Origin of the sequence: Lascolabacillus massiliensis, from assembly GCF_001282625.1 — a bacterium.
GTDB classification, from domain to species: Bacteria; Bacteroidota; Bacteroidia; order Bacteroidales; family Dysgonomonadaceae; genus Proteiniphilum; species Proteiniphilum massiliensis.
Map to the genome: position 1 here is coordinate 289,609 of NZ_CTEJ01000001.1, position 23,594 is coordinate 313,202.

Below are 23,594 nucleotides of genomic sequence, written 5' to 3' on the forward strand. Positions count from 1 at the left end.
CAAAGTTTTGGTTTTATGGGACATCGAAATTATAAAATTGACTGCTCAGATAAAAAAACACAGGAATGCCTGATAAGGACATTCCTGCTTTCCGGAACATAAATTTAAGTATGTACTGTTATTGTAACATGTTTAATTATATTTTCCGGGAAATCTTATTTTGCCACTTCAACACGACGAGCCTTGATAGTCAAAGCTTCGTTACCCGAAGTTTTAGGATCCTTACCTTCACCAGAAGTAGTCATTCTTGAAGCTGCAATACCCTGTTTTATGAGATAATTTTTGACAGCCTCGGCACGACGCAGAGATAAACCATCATTATAATCATTAGGACCATAATGGTCAGTATATCCTGTAATTACCACATTGGTGTCATCAAATTCCTTAAGTACAGAAACAATGGTATTAAGTTCCTCTGCATATTCCTCAGCATCTACTACATCACTGTCAAATTTGAAATAGATAGCAGGTAGTGCAGGAAATTCCTTTACAACAGGAGCTGGAGCTGGTGCGGGAGCTGGAGTTGGTGCAGGAGCAGGAGCAGGAGCTGGTGCAGGAGCAGGAGGATCATAATAAACAGGCTCAGTACGAGTATATGATTTTCCAAGATTAATTTTAAAGCCAGCCAGAGCATTAAACTGCCAGTCCGGATTATCAGCCCTTTTTGAATTGAAGTGGTCAGACAATACGTTAGCGTTACCCTCAATCATAAAAGAAACAGCATCACTCAGTTTGAAATCAAAACCAAGACCAAACCTTCCACCCGGGAAACCCTTATTGTCCTGCCAAAGATATTCAAGGTCATAAGTACCAGTATTAAGCACATTAGCCTCATCATTTTCGAAGCCATAAGCGTAAGCACCACCGGCAAACAGGTAAGGATTAAACACTCTGTCGGGGTTAAATCCACTAAACATAGACCTCAAATCGAGCATCAGATCCAGGTTAGCCTGCACAAATTTAAATGAGTAGAGTTGAGCAGGAGCAACCCAGCCACCTTTTCCTTGCCATCCCGAAGCACCCAGGCGCATACCGAAAGCAGGTGTAAATTTATATCCAAAGTTAAGTGCCGCAGCAGGTGAAAGCAAGTCTGTAAATTCAACCTCACCCAGAGTATGAGCTGCACCACCCTGTAATTGAAGGAAAGCATGAGGTTTAAACTCAGTTTTTCCCTCCTCTTTTATTTTTCTGTCTTGCGAGAATGCTGCCACAGATAACAATAGGAAAGCAGCAACCATAAAAATAAATTTCTTCATATTATAGGTTTTAAAAATTAAGTGTAATAAAATGGTCATTTTTTATTAAAAACAGACACCATGCTTATTAACTAAACAAAGTAGGAGGAACCTACATTGGTTTCCTCCTACTAAGAAATTATTTAAATTAAACTTAATTAATTACGTGTAAGAACTGTCATTGGAAGTTCAATTACTACTTCATGTCCGTACATATCTAACATAGTAATAACAAGCGTAGATAGCACGTTTGCAGTAGGATTAGTTGAATCAGAAGCTTGAGTTAGTACAATATTGCCACCAACTATTTCAGCAGTGAAGTACTCTTCAATTTCTGTTCCATTGCTATAAAGTTTAGCATCTTCTAATACCAAGCTTCCCTTGTAAGGTTCGCTTAATGGTGCGTTGTAAATATTATCTCTTTCACTTACACCATAGATATGAGCTAAATCAATTGTAACATCAGAACCATAAACTATTTGAGTATTATATGGCAGAGGATCACTTGCAGCTAGTCCTAATTGAGCTCTTGTAGCCCAATTCCAAGAGTAAGTATCATTGTAGATATTACTAAATATAGTTGGGAAGTTTGCAACTTCTATTACATAGTCTTCACCTTCTTCAAGTTCAGTTGAGATTTCACCATAATTGTAAACAACAGATGTTTCATGTTCTGTTTCATTATCGATAAATTCTTTGGCTACAATTAAAGTTTCATTTCCAGGAGTAACAATTAGGTTACCAACTGTAGTAGCATTAACTCTTAAGGCATTAGCAAAGATAACATCAAAGTTATCAACACCTGTTAAAGCATCTCCTATAAAGTTGAATACTTGACTAAGTGCCATACTACCGTGAGTAGCATCTGGTGCTGTCCAATCTTCCACATCTTCGAACATTGGTATTAAATAACTTCTGTAAATTCCATCACTTCCTAATTGGTTAGTCTTGATAGAGAAACCTGAAGGAGAAGTTGTAGGAAGTTCTTTCTTGAATGTAACCTTTAATGTAGCAATAACATGACCTGTTCCATTCTTAATTACAAGTGTACCATTATATACCTTATCATCTTCGTATGCTAACCAGCTTAAAGCTGTAGGTACAGTATGGATAGTTGTAACATCTTCGAAATCTACATTGGTAACATCACCACCATCAGTTGAGAATAATTCACCGTCAGCATCTTTTAATACAACATGGAATGCAGGTGTACCTTCAATTTCGTTTTCATCTACATCTGTTGTCCATTCATAAGTTGCAGCACCTGTTAAAGCAGTTAGAGTTTTAGCAACATTTGCTGATATTGTACCATCAACTGCCTCACCTACAGGAGTGATAACAGTATTAACTGTACCCCAATCTGCACCTTCTACTCCAAGACTTACGTAGAATGCTTTTCCATCAGGATCAACTAATGTTCCATCATAGTTTACAGCAAATACACGGAAACCAATTATATCATTAATAGCACTAGCGTTATTGATAACGATTTCGGTTTCAGTTCCTTCTACAACTGTGTTAAGTCCTGAATAACTGTAGCTCTGCCATGCATTCCACTCAGAAGGAGCAGACTCGATAGCATTTTCTTTAAAATCAAGAGTTACATACATAGCTCTGATAGACTCAGTATATTCGCCTGTCAATTCAATTTTCATTGGTACACCCTGAACAGCTGGGTAAACAGGTTCCTGAGAACGATCATCACCTACTGTAGTGTTACCTGTAATAACTGGTTGAGCATAGCCGTCCCATACCAATTCTTCATAAGTAATACCATCTTCTTTTAAACTTAAACTACCATCAATCGCACGGTTATTGATTCCGGCAACATCTGTTTCATCAACCAAAAATTCTAGCTCACTAGCTCTATCAAATTCTTCACTTGTATTTATCGAAATTACAAAGTCTGAAATAATAAAGCGACTGTCAGCATCCTCAGCTTCATCAACACTGTTTTCTATTACTAAAGCGAAAAGATAATGACCTTCAGAATCTTCTTCTACTCCATAATCAAGATATTTACCTTCACCGTAAGTTAATTCTGCTAATTCTTCCAGATCAGCTGTCTGAGACAGTTCAAACCATACATACCAAAGTCCGTTAGCTGTAGGTGTTGCACGAGTTGTAATCGTTGCAAAATCACCCCATGGATCTACCAATAATGGATTTGCACGTTCAGCTTTTACAGCTTTCAGATAATTATTTATTTCTGTATTGTTATCTCCGCGAATCAAAGAAATTTGATCAAGCATTTTACTCAAATCGGCATTTGCAGGACTAACCTTAACAATAATCTTCTGAGCTTGAGAAGCAAGTCTTTGTCCTTCAACAAAAGTTATAGCATTGTTGATTCCTGTTGAGAAAACGTAATCAACTACTTCTGTTGTTGTTGAGTAATCAAGGAATCTGTATCTTTCATAATCGTCATAAACGAAGTCAAAAGATACTTCAGTGATCATACTGTTAACCTTAGCAAATGAAAGGGTGCCCAATTGTTCAGTTATTGCTAAAATATCTTCTTTAATAGCATCTAACTTTGCATTTTGTGCTGTTTCCAGTTCATCAATTAAACCTTGAATACGCGCTTCAAGACCATCTAACGTTTCCAGTTCTTCTTTAATATCAGCTATTTCAGCCACGAGTTCCTCAATCTCTTCTTCAAGAGCTGCGATAGACTCTGAATCACCTGCAGCCTGAGCTACTGCTAATGCTTCGTTAGCTTTTGCAAGAGCATCGTTGGCAGACGATTGTGCAGCTGTAGCTGCGCTCTGAGCTGCAGTTACAGTTGACTGTAATGAAGTAAGGTCGCTTTTTACTGCTGTAACCTGATTGTCCAGACCACTGATGTCATCATCATAATCTTTACAAGATGTCATTGTAACCAATGCACCGATAACTGCAAAGACAAAAAAATTGAAAAATAACTTTTTTTTCATACACTAAAAAATTTAAAAAATAATAAATTAAGATATTTCACTAGGTGTTTCTATTTGTTAGAAATTGTTCTACTTTTTCGATGTTAGTATTGTTTTCTTTTTTCGTTGAGAGAAAAGCTCTAATAGAAAAGGCTTTTCTGTTTCTTTACTGATTCCGTTAAATTTGAAGATTTGTTCCTGCTCTTCTTCAATACGTTCATTTTTATCTATACTTGAAAGTGTTGCATAGGTTGGTATATATCTTATTTCCACGGATCCTATCTCTATAATATCATCTTTACTGGCGAAATTCATACAGACCTTCAGAAGAATGCTCTTATTCACTATAGTGCTGCATCCGGAGCTTATTACACAAGTGGAAGGAATATCGTTTGTAAATTTTTCATTGTATATAACAGTTGCTGATATTGGCTCTTTTTGCTCTATTAGTCTGATTAGTGATATATAACTGTTCAACCCTGTTCTGTGATGTGCTATTTTAATATCTGTTATAAGACTGCCCATTTCCAGGGGAAGCATCATATATATCCATTTAGAGTCTCCTGGTTCGGTAACTGTTACCTGCATCCCCGGATGAAATGTGAATGGGTAACTGAGTTCTATTGTAGGATCGCCGGTAACGAAGCCCACTCCATGCATCAATAAAGACTTTCTTTTAGATAATAGCTTTCTTGTAATATGTATTTTCTGTTCAGACATTAAGATATTCCCTTAAGGTTATTCTGATAGTTCGAATTCTATGTTTTGTAAAGTTTTTTTAAATTCAGGTGAAGGTGTAAATACTACTCGCATATTTGTGATATTTTCACTTTTAAAATCTTCTGGTTTACTTACACCTTTACTAGATAGTGATAGTCTCAGTGTGCCCAGGTTGTTTAGATTTACGCTGTATCCTTCAGTCAGGTATCGGGGAATCTCATCTACCATATTCTCTATCACATTTAATACGGCTCCTCTGGTCATTGAGGATTTTGAAGCAATCCCTTTACTCAACTGATAATTGTTTATTGTACCTGATTTTACAGGACTGGCATACCATTTCCGTTTGCTATCAGGTTCAAGAGGATTGGCTTTTTGTATTAGTCTATACTTCATATTTTTTATTATTTTGTTTATTTCGCTAAAAGGTTGAATACTACCGCTTTTATGTGTTTAATTCATATTTGTTCCGTTCGGAGCATTTCTTTTGACCTTTGAAAAGAAACTTGCTGACTGTTTGTTGTTTTTCCTGCTATCTGCATTAAATCTGTTTCCGTACGTTTACAAGTTTTCAGGTGTCCTTTTGACCGCACTGTTATTTTGTTTGCAAACATACATTTTCAACTCATCTCTAGTTAGGACTTATTTTATTAATTATAGGACAAAATCCGCTTTAACATTTAGTGGTATTAGCACTATTTGCTCATTTAAATATGTAAGTGTTTGAAAAATAATGTAAAGCGTGTGCTAAAAAGTCAATTTTATGTAATTTGTTTGATTTATTGTTTTAGTTTGAAAAACACTACTGTCCACTTAAAATAAATTGAGCGTCAGTTGATTATCATTTCGATCTTTGACATCATTGATATCTATATTGGTAAATAGTTCATTTACAGGAGTTCTATCTAAAAGAGAGATTCCTAAAATTTGCAAAATCTCGTAAGTTGTTCGCTTGATTTGTAAATCGTGTCCTACAATCGCAACCAAACAATATGCGATAATTGCGCTGTATATTTGGATTCTAACCGCATTCCGGGAAGTTCCCCAAAAAGATTTGATCTTTAGATGCTGTTTGATCCATTTGAAGAACAGTTCTATTTGCCAACGGTTCTTATAAAGCATTGCAACCTGATCGGCTGTGAGTTCAAAATTATTTGTAAGGAATATGAGCGTCGTGTTCTTATCCCTGTCATAAAATGCAACTCTCCTGAGGCTTTCAGGATAATCTTTAGATGTGTAGAATCCTTTCAAGAAACCTGTCTGATCGGTCATGACACCTGTAGTTTCATCTACCGGATTATGAGACTTAACTTCAAACTTCAGGTTCTTTTTGGCTCTGACTACAAATGAAGATTCCAGTTTTGTAATCCTATAAAGACGGGTGTAATCAACATATCCTCTGTCGAAGATATAATAGGCATCCACCTCATATGGAATTACATCCATTGCATTCATGTCATTAACCGAAGCAGTTGTAATATGCACAAAAACCGGTATTTGTGTGGTTATATCCAGAAGAGTGTGGATTTTTACTCCACCCTTATTCTTGCGAAACTTAGCCCACCAGAATACTGACAAGCATAAATCGACGGTTGTGGAATCGAAAGCATAGACTTTACCTTTTATCTCAAAATCATTGTTTTCCAGCTTTTGTCTGGCAACTCCGATGAGATAATAAGCAAACTCTTCAAAGATCCTATAATCGCGATTTTCATTTGCTTTTGAAAGATTACTACGGGTAACACTTTTTCCAAAACCGAGATGGTAACTTTTTCTGCTGTGGGCTTCAATTGCCACAATCAAATCACGTAAACTGTCACGGTTGGTAAGTTGCCTGAACACCATTACAAGAAGTTGATTCCAACATGTAAAATGTTTTACATATCTGTTACCATCATACTTTAAGACAATGGTGTCAAAAACTCGCTGAGGTAAGAATTCTACAATCTGAGCATACACGAATTTGCCTTTGTTCATTGTTCCTTCATAATAAAAAGAACAAAAATAAAAATTCAAATCGTCACGCCGAAAAAAGTCCTGTAAAGTATAGTATATCAATAATTTCAAAGAACATTTTCTAATTTTTAGTGGACACTAATGTTTGAAAAAAATAAAACAATAGAATATTTAAATTTTAATTGTTGGTTTTTTCTAATTGTAGCTTTCTATATTGTGATGGTGTAACGCCAAAATGTTTCTTGAAAACTCTTGAGAAGTAATTTACATCAAATATTCCACACTCTGTTGCTACTTCACCTATAGATTTATTTTGTGAGGCAAGTAGTTTTTTTGCATATGTGAGTTTCACTTTTAATATATATGTAGAAGAGGGAAATCCTGTAATTGCATTTAATTTTTTATTTAATTGAGATACACTTATTGCCAGTTCTTGTGCTAATATTAAAGTTGTAAATTCGGGATTTTTCATTTCACGGTATATAATATCTGTGGCGTGTCTGAGGAATTCTACATTTATATTGTTGTCTTTTACCTCTTCAGCTTTTTTATTTTCTTTTATGACTGCTCTGTTATATTTTTCTCTCATTCTGTTACGGGCAATAAGTAAGTTCTTAACACGTATTACAAGTTCCTCAGGTTGAAAAGGTTTCTTTAGATATCCATCTGCTCCGCTTCCAAACCCTTCGGCAACATCCTGATCACTGTTTTTAGCAGATATCATGATAACAGGGATATGATTCAAGAGAGATGATGATTTTATCTCTCTGCATAATTCATATCCGTTTTTCTTAGGAATAATTACATCGGTAATCACGATGTCAGGAATGTGTTCATGAGCGATTTCAAGTGCTGACTCACCATTACTCGTATACATTATATTATATGTGTCTTCAGGAAACATTGATCGTACATAAAGTGCAATATCTTTATTATCTTCTACAAGTAGAATCGTTGTTCGGGGATCGTTTTCATTGATTTCTTTTGAAAACATCCGAGATGTATCTTCGCTTTTTAAGGGGACAAAATGTTTTTTGCCATTCTTTTCGTTGTCTGTCCATCTCGGATAGAGCGTTTTTTCGCTTATTCTCAGCGGTAGTTCAACTATAAATGTGGTTCCATTTCCTAACTCACTTTTAACACTTATTGATCCATCTATCGATTCTATCAGCTGCTTAGTAAGTGTCAGTCCTATACCATTTCCAATCATTTCACCACTTGCATTATTCTGATAAAATAGATCAAAGATATGTGGGATATCTTCTTTGCTGATTCCTTTGCCCTGGTCAATTACTTTAACTATAAGTCTTTTACTGTCTGACTTACTTCTTTCTATTACAACATATATTCGTGTTCCTTCGTAACTATACTTTATGGCATTGCCTAAAAGGTTCTGCATTATTTTATTAATGTAATCAGGTACAAAGTCTGTCTCTACAATATTTTCTTCACTGAAAAAGAATAGTTCAATATCTTTTTGTTTTGCATAAATCCGGAATGATTCACATATCATATTTATAAATGTAACGATATTGCCTGTTTTCCACTCTACTGCTTTTGGTGATGTACTCAGATTGGAGATATCAAGTAGTTGATTAACCAGGTCGGAAAGGTTTCTGCCCTGCCTTTCAATAGTGTTGAGATATGTTTCAACTTTATTGTCAGAAAGATCCTTCAACTCGCGGAGTTGTTTACTCAATCCTATTATTATAGTAAGTGGTGTGCGAAATTCATGTGTGATTTTTGCAAAGATATTGCTTCTTATTTGTTCTACTCTTTTTAACATCCTGTTGTTGCGTGATCTTTCAAGGAAAGCATATAGTAGGAATGATACTGATATAGTCAATAAAACGATTATGACTATATAACTTGTGTTTTGAAAATCTACTTGCATATCAGATAATATGACGGTTAAAAAGTTTTTTTTACTCTCTTTATTTTCATGCAATTTAAGATATATTTTCAATACTAGCAAATAAAGTGCTAAATAATTACAATAAAAGGTCAGCAATGAATCGTAAAGTGCTAAATGCTTATAAATAGTTTGGCAGTTGAATTTGCGGAGTGTAAAATACTTCCTTTAACATGTTTAATAGGAGTAATGCTAACTTTAAATTTACGTAATAAGTGTTATTCAAAAATTTTTCATTTGTCATTTTTAAATATAAGTCTTAATTTATTAATCTCTTATATGTTTATCTTGAAAAAAGTGTAATTTTGCAGATAGTATTAACGAATGAATATATTAGTGTGAAAACTGTAATAAGAAGGTTTGCGGTATTAACCCTGATTATAGGGTGTGTTTTTGTTTCTTGCAAAAAAGGAGATATTTTTTCTGTTGAAGGTAATATTCAATCAGCAGAAGGTGATACTTTGTATCTAGAGCATATAGGACTAGCAGGAATAGTATTGTTGGATTCGGCCATTTTAAATGATAAAGGATCATTTAAATTTAAAGAACCGGCTCCAAAAAATCCTGAATTTTATCAGCTGAGGATAAGGGATAAGGTGGTTGCATTTGCTGTTGATTCTGTTGAGTCACTCAGAGTAACTGCTGATGCAAGTAATTTGTATGGCTCATTTACAGTTGAGAATTCATACTCGAATGATCAGCTCAGGAAAGTGGATGATATGAGAATGAAAACAGAGCAAGAGATAAACTCACTAGAGAAGCTTCATACTGCAAAGGAGATTGATGATATAACATTCCTGAATAGTCTGGATAGTGTTCTAACATTATACAAGAAGGAGATATCCAATCTGATACTTGGAAATACATCTAGTGCTGCTGCTTATTACGCTGTATTTCAGAAGATAAATGATTATTTGATATTCGATCCTTATGATAAAAAGGATTATCCGATGTTTGGAGCAGTGGCAACCTCATGGAACAGGTATTATCCCGAAACGGAGAGAACAACTCATCTTTATAACTTTACTATTAATGCTTTGCAAACTCGACGTCAACTTGAAAAGCAAGAAGAGCTGTTTCAAAATATTACAGTTGAGACAGAGTCCGGTTTGCCAGATATTTCTCTGCCTGGTGTTAATGGAGAGAGAATTCCACTTTCATCACTTAAGGGAAAAGTAGTTTTACTTGATTTTGTTGTATATAGTGCAGACTTCTCTCCCAAACATAATATAGATCTGAATAGTTTATACCAAAGATATAATTCCAGAGGTTTTGAGATTTATCAGGTATCGTTTGATTCGAATGAACATTTTTGGAAAACATCGGCAGATAATTTGCCCTGGGTTACAGTCAGAGATCCAAGATCAGTGAGTACTCCTCTATTGTCGTTATACAATGTTAGAGAAATTCCGACATCATTTATTATAGATCGTGAAGGAGACCTAATTGGCAGGGTTGAAGATTATTCGCAACTGTCTGAGCAGCTGGATAAAGTGTTATAAAATAATTCCTGTTTTATTTGGTTTTTAGAAAAAAGTCTCTATCTTTGTAAGAGTTAATCATGAAAAAAGTGAGTTTCCGGCCCTCTGAATTGGGTCGGAAATCTTATTTATATATTTAAGTAATAAAAATGTTAATATAAAGAAATATGGCTGTAACTTATATGTCTGAAGAGGGGCTTCAGAAATTGAAAGATGAATTGGTATATATGGAGTCTGTGCAAAGGCCTGAAATATCAAGACAAATAGCTGAGGCCAGAGATAAAGGTGATCTTTCGGAAAATGCTGAATATGACGCTGCGAAAGAGGCACAAGGAATTTTGGAAGCTAAGATATCCCAACTTAAGGGATTGATAGCAAGTGCACGACTGATAGATGAAAGTAGTATTGGAACTGACAAGGTCCAGATAATGAACAAGGTTACTATCAGAAATGTGAAAACTAAAAAAGATATGACTTACACTCTTGTGTCAGAAAGTGAAGCTGACCTGAGAAGTGGGAAAATTGCTGTAAATTCACCTATAGCTCAGGGCTTATTGGGCAAGAAGGTAGGCGATGTAGCCGATATAAAAGTACCTTCTGGAACTATGACTTTTGAGGTTTTAGATATTTCAATTTAAAAGTTATAATAATGGCAACAATATTCAGCAGAATCATAGCAGGAGAAATTCCTTCATATAAGATAGCAGAGAATGATAAGTTTTTTGCTTTTCTTGATGTTAGTCCAAGAGTTAAAGGACATACTCTTGTTGTACCTAAAAAGGAGATTGATTATATTTTTGATATAGAAGATGAATTACTTGCTGAAATGATGGTTTTTGCAAAAAGAATTGCAAAAGCAATTGAGACTGCAATACCGTGTAAGCGCATTGGTGTGATGGTACTTGGTTTGGAAGTGCCTCATGCACATATACATCTTTTACCAATACAGAGCGAAAAGGATATGAATTTATCAAATCCAAAATTGAAGTTGGAAGCTGAAGAGTTTACTGAAATAACTAGGAAAATAAAAGAGGCATTCATCTGAATAACGAGAATGTTTTAATTATAAGCGATGATCCGAGAAATGGTTCATCGCTTTTTTTTTATGCAACTGTCTGTGTCCATAAAATATTGAGACAGACATTTCTGCAGAAAAAATCAAAAGCATTGTTAATGTTAAAAAAGCGCATAATTAACAATGTAGTGTAAAAATATATTTGAATTAATAGAAATTAATTAATATATTTGCCAGGGTTTAGAATAAAAAGCATAATCTAATATAATAATTAACCTTGTAATTAGTGTTTTATAAAGTTTTAATCTAAAGATTTATGAATGTATGAAAAGTGAAAATTATCTTTTATTAAAAGGGACTTTGTTCATATTCTTATGGATATTTTCTCTGAGCATGTTTGCGCAGAATATTACTGTAAGAGGTACTGTCTATGATACAGACGGTGAGGCATTAATTGGTGTAACAGTTCAGGTTCAGGGAACTACAACTGGTACAGTAACTGATGTTAATGGCGGGTACGTGCTACAGAATGTTGCTCCTAATGCTATTCTAGAAGTATCATATGTTGGTATGAGGACTGAAATAATTCCTGTTAGAGGAAGAACTCAGATTGATGTGGAGCTAACGGATGACACAGAGCTGCTTGATGAGCTTGTAGTTGTTGGATATGGTGAACAACGACGCAGGGAAATTACCGGATCAGTAACGAATGTAACATCTGAGAATTTTAACCAGGGGGTTACAAGAGATGCAGCAGACCTGCTACAGGGAAAGGTAGCCGGATTGCAGATAACTACTCCTTCGGGTGATGTTACTGATGGTACACGTATAAGGTTAAGAGGTGTGTCAACACTTCAGAATGACCAAGGACCATTTATTGTGATTGATGGTGTGCCTGGTGGTGATCTTCAGACTGTGGCTCCTCAGGATATTGAATCAATTTCAGTTCTTAAAGATGCTTCATCTGCAGCTATTTATGGGTCAAGATCTGCCGGTGGTGTAATTCTGATTACTACAAAAAGAGGTTCCGGTGTTAAACCGAGGGTTTCCTACGATGGATATGTAGCTGTTTCTCAAATTGCTAACAAGCCTGATCTGCTTACTGCAGAAGAGTGGCGCGATTATGCCCGCACAAGTGGCAGTGATGCTTCGGTATATGACAGGTATAATGCAAGTACCGACTGGTTTGATGAGATAACAAGAGATGCTTTTTCTCAGAATCATAGTTTATCTTTGTCTGGTGGAGGCTCCAATAATAACTATCGTGCCTCTTTTAACTATCTGAAAAGAGATGGAGTGATGAAGGATAACAATATGGACAGGTATAATTTCCGTTTTCAGATTATGCAACGTGCAATAGGTGATAGACTTCGCATAGGTCTTACCGGTTCTGCAACTGTAAGGGATTTCAGGGTGCCAAACCGAAGGAATTTTGTTCTTGCATATAATATGTTACCTGTTTATCCTGTTAAAACATCAGATGGAGAATGGTTTGATACACGTGAATATGACCAGGGTAACCCTGTTCGCAACCAGCAGTATAATGAAAATAACAGGAAAAATGTTCAGTTTTATGGTTCAGGAGATATTTTATTCAACCTGGCAGAAGGATTGGATATTAAAACAATGCTTTATAAAGAACGAAGAGCTGAAGAAGGTAGTCGATATAACAACTCCGAGACTGAGGCGGGACGTGATGACGGTGGTTATGCACAGCGTGAGAACAGAATCTGGGATAAGCATTTGATGGAGTGGCTGCTTGATTATAGTACCAGTTTCGGTGCAAACGAACAGCATGGATTTAATGCTATGGCAGGATATTCTTGGGAAGAGAACGAATATTCTTATATGATGGCGGCAAACCGTAGTTTTACGACTGACCTGCTTGGGGCAAACAATTTGGCATCGGGACAAGGATTGCGTCCTACTGATGTTGGCTCTGCAAGAAATATGAGTCGTCTGATCTCATTCTTTGGTCGTGTACACTATAGCTATCAGTCGAAGTATATGGTTACTGCAACTGTTCGTCGTGATGGTTCTTCAAAATTTGGCTCTAATCATAAATGGGGTATATTCCCTTCAGTTTCAGCTGCATGGGGAATTACTGAAGAGGCATTTATGAATGATGTTGAATGGGTGGATGAGATGAAGCTTAGAGTGGGTTATGGTGTGACAGGTAATCAATCCGGTCTTGATCCTTATAAGACACTCCAGTTATACGGTACAAGTGGTACCTATTACGACAATGGCGCATGGCTCACTGCTTATAGAATTAATCAGAATGCTAACCCTGACCTTAAATGGGAGGAGACTGCAATGTTTAATGTTGGTTTGGATTTCTTCTTATTCAACAACCGTTTGAGTGGTACGATTGAATGGTATGATAAACGTACAAAAGACATGCTCTATACATACCGTGTTCCTACACCACCGTTCTTACACTCTGAAATGATGGCTAACGTTGGTGATATGAAAAATACTGGTATTGAGTTAGCTTTAAGTCTGGATGCAATAAAAACATCTGACTTCAGATGGAATACATCTGTTACCGCAGCTCATAATAAAAATGAGATTACAAGCTTGTCTGATGATGTTTACACAACAAGTAGAATTCTCGTAGGAGATGCTTGGGTAAGAGGTGGATCCGGACGTACAACTCACGTTGTAGAAGAGGGGTATCCAGTAGGACAATTCTACGGTCCTGAATTTATCAGAATTGATGAGGATGGTAAATATGTTTTCCGTGATAGTGATGGTAACGAGACTAATGCGGTTACTGCAGAGGATTATACCTATATTGGCTCTGCACAGCCTGACCTGACATTTGGATGGAGTAATCTATTCAGATATAAGAGATGGGATATGTCATTTTTCCTGAGAGGAACTTTTGGAAACAAGGTTCTTAATATGGGTAGGATGACTTATGGTCACCCCGGTTACCTTATCGGTGCTAATGCTCTTAATGATCCATTAATTCATCAGTTGAAGGTGGTACCTGAATATTCTTCACTTTATGTTGAAGATGCTTCACATATCCGACTTGATAATGCATCAATAGGATACACTTTTAAAACTGAGAATCTAAATTGGCTTGAAAATGCCAGAGTATATGCAACTGGCCAAAACCTGTTCCTGATCACTAAGTACAAGGGTCTTGACCCTGAGGTTGATGAAAACAGGAATAACGGTTTGGCCCCTGGTGTTGAAGATCGTGAGTATTACCCAAAAGCAAGAACTTACTCAGTAGGTATCACTCTAACATTCTAACTTATAAATCAGACAAATATGAAAAAAATATTTAATATAACATTGTTGTCGTTAGTGTTGGGTTTATTGGCAGGTATATATTCCTGTACCAACCTTGATGAAACAGTATATGATACTATTCCTGCTGACCAGTTTGGAAAGAAACCGGCAGAAATAAATGCGATCATTGCTCCTATTTATAAAACACTGAAAAATGTATTCCCAGGTGATATTTTCCTTTTATCAGAACAGGCAGGAGATATGGCTATTACTCCTACAAGAGTAGGTGGTGACTGGTGGGATGGTGGTGTTCATATGGTTATGAAGCTGCATACATGGCATGCCAGAATTGGTCTGATCAACAATGCATGGAATGCCTGTACTTCTGGTATTACCACATGTAACCAAATTTATGCTACAATTGAACAGTCTGAAATGGATGAAGAGCTGAAGACGCGGACTCTAGCCGAGATACGTGGTATCAGGGCTTTTTGGTACTATATACTAATAGATTATTTTGGAAATGCTCCGTTAGTTGCAGATTATGAAAGTACTGAACTTCCAGGTATGGCGAGCCGTCAGCAACTTTATGATTTTGTAGTATCTGAACTAAATGCGATTAAAGATGTGCTTCGCGATGATGTTTCAGATGAGAGTTATGGTAAGTTTACACAAGGTGCTGCATATACACTGCTTGCAAAGATGTATCTTAATGCTGAAGTGTGGACAGGTACTCCTAACTGGCAGGGAGTAATTGATGCCGCTGACAAAGTTATGTCAATGGACTATATCATAGAACCTAACTGGAAAGTTAACTTCGAAGTAAATAATCAGATTTCAAGAGAGATTATACTTCCTGCAATTTTCGGTAAGGATGATGGTGGTAATCATTTACATAAACGTACACTTCATTACCTTGATCCTATCGCTCTGGGTATGACAGTTGGGACCTGGAATGGTGTTAGTGCACAGCCGGACTATGTTAAGCAGTTTGACGATGCAGACCAAAGAAAAGAGGGTTCATTCCTTATTGGACCTATGATTGATCCAGGTACCGGTGAGGTATTAATAACTGGTCACGCACGTCCATTGATTCATACTGTGGATTTCAATATCATTCCCGGATCGATAAGAGAAGGTATGTGGGGTGAAGTTCACCAGGAAGAGGGTGCACGTTGTAATAAATGGGTATTTGAAAAAGGTTTGGCAAACTCAGATATGGAGAATGATTTTGCAATTTTCCGTCTTGCTGACGTGTATCTAATGAAAGCCGAAGCATTGGTTGAATTGGGACAGAATAATAGTGAAGCTACAAGATTGGTGAATGTAATCAGAGAGAGAGGATTTGGTGATGACTCTCATAATTATACATCAGTTACTATTGATGAAGTTCGCTTGGAAAGACGTCTGGAATTAGCTTGGGAAAATACTAACCGTCAAGATATGATCCGCGCAGGAAAATTCCTGGAGCCGGGATATCTTCGTCCAACAGCATCTTCTCCTCACTTGTTGCTTTTCCCAATTCCTGAAAGTGCATGGGAAACTAATAATAATCTTGTACAGAATCCGGGATATCCTGCTTTCTGAAATTACAATAACACAATAATAAATAATAAGTGCCTGAAATTTTCAGGCACTTATTATTTATATCTTGCGAATTCTAACACCTCTGACAAAATGGCATTCGCTTTTTTCAAGTATAAGATTTGCTCTAAAACGGGTTGGTAGAATATTTTGCTCAAGATTAGGCAGGTTTATTTCATCCCAGACCTGATTTGCAAATTCCATCAGTTTATCCTCAGGATATGATGCATACTGATGAAAGTAGGATTCCGGATTGCTGAAAGCTGTCTGCTGTAATTTTTTAAATCTCTCAAGGTACCATTGCCGTAGGTTTTTTTCACTTGCATCTACATAGATTGAGAAGTCAAAGAAATCTGAAACGAAAACACGACGGCGAACTTTTTTTGATGTTGAAACCTGAAGCACATTTATACCCTCAACTATTAATATATCTGGTCTGCTGAATGAGTATACCTTGTCTTTAATTATATCATAATAAAGGTGAGAATATACAGGGACTTCTAAATCGTCACGACCAGATTTTACACCTGAGAGAAACGCTAATAGTTTTTTTGCATCATAGCTTTCAGGAAATCCCTTTTTGTTTAATATCCCTCGGCGTTCGAGCTCTTCATTTGGATATAGGAAACCATCTGTTGTAATTAATTCAACTTTAGGATTTCCGGGAGTAAGTGAGAGTAGTTTTTGCAAGACTCTGGCAGTTGTACTTTTACCTGCAGCAACACTACCTGCTACACCAATGATATATGGAATTTGTTTACTTTTATTTTCGAAGAACTGATCCAGTTCATTATGCAGATTCCTGTAATGTGTAATATGAATCTGTAATAGGCTTATCATTGGTATATAGATGTCTTCTATTTCATTTAGAGTAAGTGGTTCGTTTAATGCCTGTAGTTTGGTCAGATCTATATCAGAAATAGGGAACATAGGGTGTTCTTCCAGCTTTCGCCATTCGTTTCGTTTAAATGCACGAAAGGGAGAGTAAGTAACATCGTAGAATTTGTTCATCGGGATTTAATATTAAAATAGTTTACAAAAATAAGTCTTTTTGTGTAAAACTATTCTATTTATGTTCAGGAGATTATTTATGACGTTTTGTGACATAAAAAAACCGGCAAATTTTGGTTTGCCGGTTTCGTTTACTAATTAAGCAGATATTTATTTGATCATATCAAAACTGCGTTTCACAAAATTGCTCAATGCTTCACCCTTAAGCATACCTCCCGAAAGAAGTGCAAGATCTATCATCTGTTTTATTTTTCCATCCTCTGTAATCTCTTTTAAAAGCAGCTCTTTGTCTTTTTCTTTACTTGCATCTATTAATGATTTAATACTCGGATGCTGTGTGTTCAGTACAACCTGATAAGTGTCAGGTAATTCACCATAGAAGGCCATTTGTTGCTGCATGGCAGCCATCTCTTTCATCCTTCGTGAAAATTCATTTTGAACGATTTGTACAGGTCTGGAACTCTCTCCCAATGCCTTGAAATCAACAGTGAACTCAGTTTTTTCGATTGCAGGAAGTTGAGCTTTTATAGTATGGGTAAGTGTTTCTTTTTGTTTATCTGATAGTACAATCTCTTTGATGTCTTCTTTCTGTATGATATGGTCGATAATATCACTATCAACTCTAACAAAGCGAGTTTTTTCAAGTTTCTGTTCAAGCAGACCTACCCAGTGAACATCAAGCTGACCATCCATCAAAAGTACATCGTAACCTTTCTCTTTGGCTGCCTCTATATGTGAATACTGTTCCTGTTTATTGCTGCAGTATAGATTAATAATGTCGCCATTCTTGTCGGTCTGACTACCAGAAACAAGAGTTTTATATTCTTCGAATGTAAAGTATTCACCTTCAGTGTTCTTTAATAACGAAAACTTAGCAGCCCTATCATAGAATTTATCATCAGTAAGCATACCGTACTCAATAAATAGCTTAAGGCTATCCCATTTTTCCTGAAACTGAGTACGTTCTTTTTTAAATAACTCTTCAAGTTTATCGGCAACTTTTTTTGTTATATGGCTTGAAATCTTTTTTACGTTGTTATCTCCTTGCAAATATGATCTCGAAACATTTAACGGGATGTCAGGTGAATCAATAACTCCATGCAGTAGTGTAAGGAATTCCGGAACGATACCTTCTACTGAATCTGTTACATATACCTGATTGCTGTATAGCTGTATTTTATTTCGTTGTAGATCGAGGTTATTCTTGATCTTAGGGAAATAGAGTATTCCGGTAAGATTAAAAGGGTAGTCTACGTTCAGATGAATCGAAAACATTGGTTCTTCATTAAAAGACATGGGATAAAGATCCCTATAAAATTTAATGTAGTCCTCATCTTTTAGTCCTGCAGGTTTTTGACGCCATAGAGGGTTAACATCGTTGATAATATTATCTTCTTCTGTATCTATAAGCTTTCCTTCTTTCCAATCCTGTTTTTTGCCGAAAATAATTGGAACGGGAAGAAACTTACAGTATTTAACGAGTAATGATTCTATCCTTTCTTTTTCGAGAAACTCTTTATATTCATCATCAATATGGAGTACAATGTCAGTTCCTCTTTCATCTTTTTCTGTTTCCTGCATCGTAAATTCAGGACTACCGTCACATGTCCATTTAACTGCAGGCTCATCTTTGTATGATTTTGAAATTATCTCTACTCTATTAGATACCATAAAAGAGGAGTAGAAACCCAGACCGAAATGACCAATTATTGCGTTTGCATCATCTTTATATTTATCGAGAAACTCATTTGCTGATGATAATGCAATCTGATTGATATACTTATCAACTTCTTCAGCTGTCATACCTATACCCCGATCGGAAATAGTAACTGTTTTCTGCTCTTTATTTAGAGTTACTCGAACTGACAATTCTCCAAGTTCTCCTTTAAATTCACCTCTGTCTGAAAGTGTTTTGATTTTCTGTGTCGCATCAACTGCATTAGAAACTATTTCTCGCAGGAATATTTCCTGGTCACTGTAAAGAAACTTTTTAATAATGGGGAATATATTGTCAGTAGTAACCCCAATCTTTCCTTTTTGTACCATATTTCTTATTTTAATTTAAATGTCTATTATACATTTACAAATAGTATGCCATTTAAAGAAGGACACAGTCAATATTTTTCGAAAAAACGACTAAAAGTCAAATTTATTACAATATCAAAACTGATTCTAAATAATATAAATTTTTTTTATAGGGTATAAACGCCTCAATTGTTGCCTTTTTTCTTTAATTAAAAGTCAGATAATCAGTGGTGTTACGATAATAATTTATTTGTTAACACAAATTAATCGTATTTACTCTGGATAAGATAGTTTGTTTTATATTTATTCATATATATTTGTATGACACAATCATTTAAAAGTCAAAGCTTATGAAGACTAAAGTCGCTTTCGAAAAACAGCTATTAGGATTGCAGGATAATATGTTTAACTTCGCCCTGACACTTACAGCTGATAGAGAAGAAGCCAAAGATTTATTACAGGAAACTACGCTTCGAGTATTAGACAATAGAGAAAAATATTACGAAAATGTAAATTTCAAAGGCTGGGTTTTCACAATTATGCATAATATATTCGTTAATAATTATCGTAAAATTGTTAGAAGTCAGACTATAATAGATAAAACAGAAAATTTATATCATCTCAACCTCCCTCAGGATTCAGGATTTGATACACCAGACGGGGCATACACTATAAAAGAAATAAATAAAGCAATAAACAGTTTTACTGATGAGTATAAAGTTCCCTTTTCGATGCATGTTTCAGGTTATAAATATGAAGAGATAGCTAATCATCTGGATTTGCCAATTGGAACAGTTAAAAGCCGAATCTTCTTTGCACGTAAAAGATTAAAGGAAATGCTTAAAGATTTTAGATTTTACTCAGAATAATTTATAGAATATATCTAATCATAAAAAAACCTCTTGAATAAAGAGGTTTTTTATTTGTAAAATTAGCTACCTTTGCCAGAGGTTATAGAATCAGGTAAATAATTTTAAGATGGAGATTGTTTGGTTATTATTGTCTTTAGTAATTCTTTATTTTGGTGCAGAAGGGTTGGTTTCAGGAGCATCGTCACTTGCAAAAAGACTGGCTGTTAGTCCTTTGGTAATAGGTTTAACAATTGTTTCTATCGGTACCAGTATGCCGGAGCTGGTGGTTAGCTCTAAAGCCGCACTGGCTGGTCAGAGTGCATTATCTATCGGAAATGTTCTTGGTTCCAATATGTTTAATGTGGGCATCATACTAGGTCTTTCAGCAATCATATATCCGGTATTGGTAAAAAGACAGTTGTTAAAGCTCGATGTACCTATTATGATATTTTCATCTATACTTTTCTTAATTTTCTTCCTGGATTCAAGAATTTCTAGAATTGAATCTGGATTGATGTTACTTATTTTCATTTCTTATATTATTTACCTCTATCTTTCATCAAATAAAGATTCAAAAAAGACTGCAGAAGATAAGTCACAAAATATTGAAGATATAAAAATGAGTAAACACTGGGTGTTAGATCTAATCTTCATCTTGGTTGGTTTATTGGGCTTGGTATATGGATCTGACCTGCTAGTTGTGAACTCTGTTATTATTGCAGAGCGTTTAGGTATGTCTGAAGCATTGATTGGTATGACCATCGTAGCAACTGGAACAAGCATGCCAGAACTTGCTACTTCTGTAGTGGCAGCAATAAAAAAACGTTCCGATATTGCTATCGGAAACGTTGTTGGTTCAAACATATTCAATATATTTCTAATTTTAGGTGTTGCGGGATTAATACACCCAATTTCTACGACAGAAATAAATTATTTTGACTCAATGTTTGTTGTTTTGCTGGGTCTTGTTTTGTGGTTATTTATGAAACTTAGTACACGAATTACTCGCTGGCAGGGAGTTGCATTTCTCTTCTTATATGCATTATACTTTACTATTAAAACTATAATTTAAATTTCTAATATACTTTATAGCTTATTTACTTTGTCACAGTAAATATCTTTGGATTAGCTACTTTCTCATCAAGCAGTGCTAAGTCTAAGACTTCTTTTACATCGCTGATATAGTGGAAAGTGAGACCTTTTAGATAATCTTCTTTAATCTCTTCAATATCTTTTCTGTTTTCTACACACAGAATAATATCTGTTATTCCGGCACGCTTGGCTGCAAGTATTTTTTCTCTGATTCCACCTACAGGCAACACTTTACCCCTAAGTGTTATCTCACCTGTCATTGCCAGGTTAGAACGAACTTTACGTTGAGTATATACAGATGCAAGTGAAGTTATCATTGTAATCCCGGCTGATGGACCATCTTTTGGTATAGCACCTTCAGGAACATGTATATGTGTATTATAATGCTCAAATATTTCAGGATTTATATCCAACTCTTCTGCATGTGATTGTATATATTCCATTGCAAGCATAGCAGACTCTTTCATAACATCTCCCAAGTTTCCTGTAAGAGTTAGTTTAGAGCCTTTGCCACGACTCAAAGAGCTTTCTACAAATAGAATTTCTCCACCAACTGATGTCCAAGCTAGTCCTGTAACAACACCAGCATATTCATTACCTTGATATTTATCTCTATTAAACTCTTCTCTGCCAAGGTATTCATGAAGATCAGCTACTTTCAGCGATTTGGGGTAAGCTTCTTCTGCAGCAATCTTGCGAGCAATCTTGCGCATTATTTTTGCTATTTTTTTATTTAATTCACGAACTCCGGATTCTCGAGTATAATTTTCTACGATCTTTTGTAGAGTTGGTTTAGGAATTACGAAAGTGCCTTTTTTGATACCGTGATTTGCCAGCTCTTTAGGAACTAAATGACGATATGCAATTTCTATCTTCTCTTCTGTTATGTATCCACCAACATTGATTAGCTCCATACGATCGAGAAGAGGTTGCGGAATTGAATTCAGATTATTTGCTGTGGCAATAAACAAAACCTTTGAAAGATCAAAGTCAATTGACAGATAGTTATCATGAAATGTAGTGTTCTGCTCCGGGTCTAACACCTCTAGCAGTGCAGAGGACGGGTCGCCTCTGAAATCTGAACCTATTTTATCAACTTCGTCAAGTACGAAAACAGGATTTGATGAACCTGCTTTTAATATGTTTTGGATAATTCGTCCTGGTATTGCTCCAATATAAGTGCGACGATGACCCCTGATTTCTGCTTCATCATGCAGTCCTCCTAATGAAACTCTCACATATTTCCTATTCAGAGCTTCTGCTATGGATTTTCCCAAAGATGTTTTTCCAACACCAGGAGGACCGTAAAGACAGATAATTGGAGATTTTAAATCGCCTTTTAGTTTAAGAACTGCCAAATGTTCTATAATGCGTTCTTTGACTTTGTCCATGCCAAAGTGGTCTCTGTCAAGAATTTTCTGTGCATTTTTCAGATTGAAATTGTCTTTCGTATATTCATTCCAAGGCAGTTCAAGTATTGTCTGGATATAACCGTACTGTACAGAGTAATCTGGTGACTGAGGGTTCAGACGCTCTAATTTTTGAATCTCCTTTTCAAAAATATCTGCCACATCGGCACTCCATTTTTTGCTCTTTCCTTTTTTTCTGAACTCGTTTATCTCAATTTGTTGAGTACTACCACCTAACTCTTCTTGAATTGTTTTTATCTGTTGTTGAAGGAAAAACTCTTTTTGCTGCTGATTAAGATCTTCGCGAGTTTTCATCTGGATATTCATCTTCATCTCCAGAAGTTGGGCCTCACGATTGAGTATCATCAGAAGTCTGTATGCAAGTTCTTTCTCTAAATCGATATCCAGGAGTTCTTGCTTTTCACGACTTTCAATTGGTAGATTTGTTCCACAGTAGCTTATGAGCATTTTAGAGAATGCTTCGCTTTTAATAGTTTGCATAAGCTCTTTTGGAGGATCGCCCAGCATCATCAACATTTGCATCATTGACTCTCGAATTGAATCAAGGATAGCCTTGAATTCTTTATCGTCTTCTGAAGCTTTGGTCGTCTCTCTTAGTTTGTATGTTGCTTTCATGAAAGGTTCAGTTTGAACCATCTCTACCCATTCAAACCTCTTTTTTGCTTGGACAATTATGCTGAAGTTATTATCTGCAAGCTCAATTACACGGATAACTTCTGCAACAACTCCTAATTTATATAAATCTTCAATCTCCGGATCCTCAATATTTGTATCTTTCTGACAAACCAAGCCTATATATCGTTGTCTTTTTCCGAGTGATTTAACCAGTTCCAGAGATTTCTTTCTGCCAACAGATATTGGGAGTGTACTTCCAGGAAATACAATGGTATTTCTTAATGGAAGTATTGGTAGTTTGTCTTTTAGATGCTTTTCTTCAATATCAGTACTTCCATCTATAAAGTCACCAGTAATAAATGAGATAATATTATCTCCTATTTCTTTTTCTCTAAATTTATTTGTTTTGAATGGATTCATATTTGTTGTTTCTTCGACTTAAGAACAGAAAAATGCCTATTTTTGTTTATCATATAATAGTTGACAAATTCCGTGCCAAACAGTTT

Annotated in this window: 16 protein-coding genes; 7 read left to right on the forward strand and 9 right to left on the reverse strand. The window is 35.7% G+C overall.

Going from position 1 to position 23,594, the window contains the following annotated elements; genetic code table 11:
* Positions 1 to 155: 155 nt before the first annotated feature.
* The 6 genes from BN1354_RS01200 to BN1354_RS01225 form a co-directional block, all read right to left on the reverse strand.
* On the reverse strand, positions 156 to 1,256 hold the full coding sequence (locus tag BN1354_RS01200) for an OmpA family protein (protein ID WP_053825994.1): 1,101 nt from the start codon (positions 1,254 to 1,256) through the stop codon (positions 156 to 158).
* 137 nt (positions 1,257 to 1,393) lie between these two features.
* On the reverse strand, positions 1,394 to 4,171 hold the full coding sequence (locus tag BN1354_RS01205) for a hypothetical protein (RefSeq protein ID WP_053825995.1): 2,778 nt from the start codon (positions 4,169 to 4,171) through the stop codon (positions 1,394 to 1,396).
* 69 nt (positions 4,172 to 4,240) lie between these two features.
* Entirely contained in the window at positions 4,241 to 4,870 is a 630-nt protein-coding gene (locus tag BN1354_RS01210) for a hypothetical protein (RefSeq protein ID WP_154904803.1), read from the reverse strand.
* Between the two features lie 18 nt (positions 4,871 to 4,888).
* Positions 4,889 to 5,266: an HU family DNA-binding protein gene (locus BN1354_RS01215; RefSeq protein ID WP_045090077.1), complete on the reverse strand. Its 378-nt coding sequence runs from the start codon at positions 5,264 to 5,266 to the stop codon at positions 4,889 to 4,891.
* A 417-nt stretch (positions 5,267 to 5,683) separates the two neighbouring features.
* Positions 5,684 to 6,847 carry an IS4 family transposase gene (locus BN1354_RS01220; protein WP_053825997.1) on the reverse strand — a complete coding sequence of 388 codons (1,164 nt, stop codon included), beginning with the start codon at positions 6,845 to 6,847 and terminating at the stop codon, positions 5,684 to 5,686.
* A gap of 157 nt (positions 6,848 to 7,004) precedes the next feature.
* Complete coding sequence (locus tag BN1354_RS01225; protein WP_053825998.1) at positions 7,005 to 8,720, reverse strand: hybrid sensor histidine kinase/response regulator transcription factor; 1,716 nt, start codon at positions 8,718 to 8,720, stop codon at positions 7,005 to 7,007.
* A gap of 356 nt (positions 8,721 to 9,076) precedes the next feature.
* Here BN1354_RS01225 and BN1354_RS01230 point away from each other — a divergent pair, with 356 nt between their 5' ends.
* The 5 genes from BN1354_RS01230 to BN1354_RS01250 all read left to right on the forward strand — a co-directional run bounded on the left by BN1354_RS01230 (position 9,077) and on the right by BN1354_RS01250 (position 16,067).
* Entirely contained in the window at positions 9,077 to 10,240 is a 1,164-nt protein-coding gene (locus BN1354_RS01230; RefSeq protein ID WP_053825999.1) for a TlpA disulfide reductase family protein, read from the forward strand.
* A gap of 146 nt (positions 10,241 to 10,386) precedes the next feature.
* Positions 10,387 to 10,857 carry a transcription elongation factor GreA gene (gene greA / locus BN1354_RS01235; protein WP_045090075.1) on the forward strand — a complete coding sequence of 157 codons (471 nt, stop codon included), beginning with the start codon at positions 10,387 to 10,389 and terminating at the stop codon, positions 10,855 to 10,857.
* Between the two features lie 11 nt (positions 10,858 to 10,868).
* Positions 10,869 to 11,264, forward strand: coding sequence for an HIT family protein (locus BN1354_RS01240; RefSeq protein WP_045090074.1), 396 nt, complete (start codon positions 10,869 to 10,871; stop codon positions 11,262 to 11,264).
* Between the two features lie 294 nt (positions 11,265 to 11,558).
* Positions 11,559 to 14,501: a SusC/RagA family TonB-linked outer membrane protein gene (locus BN1354_RS01245; RefSeq protein WP_074010694.1), complete on the forward strand. Its 2,943-nt coding sequence runs from the start codon at positions 11,559 to 11,561 to the stop codon at positions 14,499 to 14,501.
* Positions 14,502 to 14,519: 18 nt separating this feature from the next.
* Positions 14,520 to 16,067: a RagB/SusD family nutrient uptake outer membrane protein gene (locus tag BN1354_RS01250; protein ID WP_053826001.1), complete on the forward strand. Its 1,548-nt coding sequence runs from the start codon at positions 14,520 to 14,522 to the stop codon at positions 16,065 to 16,067.
* Between the two features lie 57 nt (positions 16,068 to 16,124).
* Here BN1354_RS01250 and coaA read toward each other — a convergent pair whose 3' ends face one another.
* A complete protein-coding gene (gene coaA / locus BN1354_RS01255; RefSeq protein WP_045090072.1) occupies positions 16,125 to 17,075 on the reverse strand; it encodes a type I pantothenate kinase in 951 nt (316 codons plus the stop codon).
* Between the two features lie 150 nt (positions 17,076 to 17,225).
* Positions 17,226 to 19,121, reverse strand: a complete 1,896-nt coding sequence (htpG, locus tag BN1354_RS01260; RefSeq protein ID WP_053826002.1) for a molecular chaperone HtpG — start codon at positions 19,119 to 19,121, stop codon at positions 17,226 to 17,228.
* Positions 19,122 to 19,450: 329 nt separating this feature from the next.
* Between htpG and BN1354_RS01265 the strand changes: the two genes are divergently transcribed.
* A complete protein-coding gene (locus BN1354_RS01265) occupies positions 19,451 to 19,969 on the forward strand; it encodes an RNA polymerase sigma factor (protein WP_045090070.1) in 519 nt (172 codons plus the stop codon).
* Positions 19,970 to 20,078: 109 nt separating this feature from the next.
* Positions 20,079 to 21,023, forward strand: a complete 945-nt coding sequence (locus BN1354_RS01270) for a calcium/sodium antiporter (RefSeq protein WP_053826003.1) — start codon at positions 20,079 to 20,081, stop codon at positions 21,021 to 21,023.
* Between the two features lie 25 nt (positions 21,024 to 21,048).
* Here the strand turns inward: BN1354_RS01270 and lon are convergent, their stop codons facing one another.
* The gene (gene lon / locus BN1354_RS01275; RefSeq protein WP_053826004.1) at positions 21,049 to 23,508 is read right to left on the reverse strand and encodes an endopeptidase La; all 2,460 of its coding nucleotides are present in this window, start codon (positions 23,506 to 23,508) and stop codon (positions 21,049 to 21,051) included.
* Between the last annotated feature and the right edge of the window lie 86 nt (positions 23,509 to 23,594).

Coding starts and splice junctions, on each gene's coding strand:
- BN1354_RS01270 (WP_053826003.1), top strand. CDS start 20,079: ATGGAGATTGTTTGGTTATTATTGTCTTTAGTAATTCTTTATTTTGGT.
- greA (WP_045090075.1), top strand. CDS start 10,387: ATGGCTGTAACTTATATGTCTGAAGAGGGGCTTCAGAAATTGAAAGAT.
- BN1354_RS01245 (WP_074010694.1), top strand. CDS start 11,559: ATGAAAAGTGAAAATTATCTTTTATTAAAAGGGACTTTGTTCATATTC.
- BN1354_RS01200 (WP_053825994.1), bottom strand. CDS start 1,256: ATGAAGAAATTTATTTTTATGGTTGCTGCTTTCCTATTGTTATCTGTG.
- BN1354_RS01210 (WP_154904803.1), bottom strand. CDS start 4,870: ATGTCTGAACAGAAAATACATATTACAAGAAAGCTATTATCTAAAAGA.
- BN1354_RS01215 (WP_045090077.1), bottom strand. CDS start 5,266: ATGAAGTATAGACTAATACAAAAAGCCAATCCTCTTGAACCTGATAGC.
- htpG (WP_053826002.1), bottom strand. CDS start 19,121: ATGGTACAAAAAGGAAAGATTGGGGTTACTACTGACAATATATTCCCC.
- BN1354_RS01205 (WP_053825995.1), bottom strand. CDS start 4,171: ATGAAAAAAAAGTTATTTTTCAATTTTTTTGTCTTTGCAGTTATCGGT.
- BN1354_RS01225 (WP_053825998.1), bottom strand. CDS start 8,720: ATGCAAGTAGATTTTCAAAACACAAGTTATATAGTCATAATCGTTTTA.
- BN1354_RS01250 (WP_053826001.1), top strand. CDS start 14,520: ATGAAAAAAATATTTAATATAACATTGTTGTCGTTAGTGTTGGGTTTA.
- lon (WP_053826004.1), bottom strand. CDS start 23,508: ATGAATCCATTCAAAACAAATAAATTTAGAGAAAAAGAAATAGGAGAT.
- BN1354_RS01265 (WP_045090070.1), top strand. CDS start 19,451: ATGAAGACTAAAGTCGCTTTCGAAAAACAGCTATTAGGATTGCAGGAT.
- BN1354_RS01220 (WP_053825997.1), bottom strand. CDS start 6,847: ATGAACAAAGGCAAATTCGTGTATGCTCAGATTGTAGAATTCTTACCT.
- coaA (WP_045090072.1), bottom strand. CDS start 17,075: ATGAACAAATTCTACGATGTTACTTACTCTCCCTTTCGTGCATTTAAA.
- BN1354_RS01240 (WP_045090074.1), top strand. CDS start 10,869: ATGGCAACAATATTCAGCAGAATCATAGCAGGAGAAATTCCTTCATAT.